The organism is Thioclava sp. JE_KL1 (genome assembly GCF_009296265.1).
Taxonomy (GTDB): Bacteria; Pseudomonadota; Alphaproteobacteria; order Rhodobacterales; family Rhodobacteraceae; genus Thioclava.
In genome coordinates this window covers 1-1,711 of the sequence record NZ_WBJS01000051.1, presented here as the reverse complement: position 1 = coordinate 1,711, position 1,711 = coordinate 1, and the positions used below count along the sequence as shown (strand labels likewise).

Annotated in this window: 1 protein-coding gene and 1 pseudogene; both read right to left on the bottom strand. The window is 62.5% G+C overall.

Going from position 1 to position 1,711, the window contains the following annotated elements:
• Positions 1 to 113: 113 nt before the first annotated feature.
• Positions 114 to 1,529 (bottom strand): dihydropyrimidinase, encoded by a 1,416-nt coding sequence (gene hydA / locus F8R15_RS20830; RefSeq protein ID WP_152845869.1) that lies wholly within the window; start codon positions 1,527 to 1,529, stop codon positions 114 to 116.
• Positions 1,529 to 1,711 (bottom strand): annotated as a pseudogene (locus F8R15_RS21600) (hypothetical protein); the annotation flags it as partial. The pseudogene F8R15_RS21600 and the gene hydA, both read right to left, overlap by 1 nt.

Below are 1,711 nucleotides of genomic sequence, written 5' to 3'. Positions count from 1 at the left end.
TGCGTCAACGGGCGTTCTCCTGAACCACTTTCGTCCGAGAGCCATGTATGAGGGCTGGGCGCAGGTTTCGTCAACGCGATGCGGGAAGCGGGTAGTTGGTGAGGACCACACGTCTACCAGGCCGAACTGGTCGCCCGCGACAGATATCGCCCGGTCCTTCCCTGCTCTACAACCTTTCCTTCGGCGGCGATTGTCTGCCCGCGCAGGATCGTGCGGACGGGCCAGCCTTCGATCTCCATGCCCTCATAGGGCGTGTAATCCGCACCGTGGCTCAAGGCCGCTTGGGTGATCACCGCTCTGCTTTGCGGATCCCAAAGCGTGATATCGGCATCGGCGCCGATCACGAGCGCGCCTTTTTGCGGGTATAGGCCGTAGAGCTTGGCCGGGTTGGTCGAGGTCAGGGCCACAAAACGCTCGATGCTGATCCGCCCCTTGCGCACCCCTTCCGAGAACAGGATCGGCAGCCGCGTCTCCACGCCGGGGATGCCGTTCGGCACCCATTTGAACGAGGTGCGTGCGCGGGGATTGTCCTTGCCGGTCTCGTTGGCGCCTTCGAAATAGAACGGGCAGTGATCGGAGGAGAAGACATCGAAGGTGCCGTCGCGCAGCCCCTCCCAGATCGCTTCCTGGCTGTCGGTATCGCGCGGCGGCGGCGAGCACACATATTTCGCGCCCTCGAAATCCATGTTCAGCCCTTTGAGATCGTCTCGGGTCAGGACGATATATTGCGGGCAAGTTTCGGCGAAGACCTTCATGCCACGCTTCTTCGCCCATTGAATCTGCTCCATCGGGTCGCGGCCCGAGACATGCACGATCATCACCGGCACGTCGGTCAGCTGCGCATGGCTGATCGCGCGATGGGTCGCCTCTCGCTCGGCGATCTGGTGATGCGCCACGGCATGGTAATAGGGCGCCGTCTTGCCCTCTTCCTCGAGCCTGCGGGTCATGTGCTTGATCGCGTCATGGCCTTCGGCATGGACCATCACCAGCGCGCGCTCGCGCCGGGCCACGTCGAAGACGTCCAGAAGCTCTGCATCGTTCAGCACCAGATCGTCGTAGGTCATGAATACCTTGAACGAGCTGTAACCATCGCGCACGAGCGCCGGGAGTTCCTGCCCCAGAACCTGCGGCGTCGGGTCGGAGACGATCAGATGGAAAGAGACATCCGTATAGCACGCGCCTTCGGCCTTCTCGTGATAGGCCGTCAGACATTCCCGCAGAGAGCTGCCTTTGACCTGCAGCGCGAAAGGCAAAACCGTGGTATTGCCGCCCGCCGCCGCCGACCGGGTGCCGGTCAGGAAATCATCGGCCATCACCGTGCCGTCCGAGGTGGGCTGCGCGAGATGGACATGGGCGTCGATCCCGCCCGGCAGCACCATCAGACCAGTGGCGTCGATCTCTTCGCGCGCATCCGTGATTTCCGATGCGATTTCGACAATCTTGCCGTCACGAATGCCCAGATCGGCGCGGAACTGATCCGAGGCGGTCACCAGCGTGCCGCCTCGGATCGCGAGATCGCAACCCGCCATCACGACGCCATCCGCATCTGGGAGGTGATACTCGCAAGCGCCTCGGTCAGCGCGTCGACCTGCGCCACCGAATTGTAATGAACCATCGAGACACGAAGGCAGCCGCTCTGCCCGGTTTCCTTCAGATCCTCGACCAGACGGCGCGAATGGAAATCGCCAAAGCGGATCGCGATGCCGAACTT

What these genes read in the sequence shown, in the direction of transcription:
- hydA (WP_152845869.1), bottom strand. Translation starts at nt 1,529, where the DNA reads ATGGCGGGTTGCGATCTCGCGATCCGAGGCGGCACGCTGGTGACCGCC.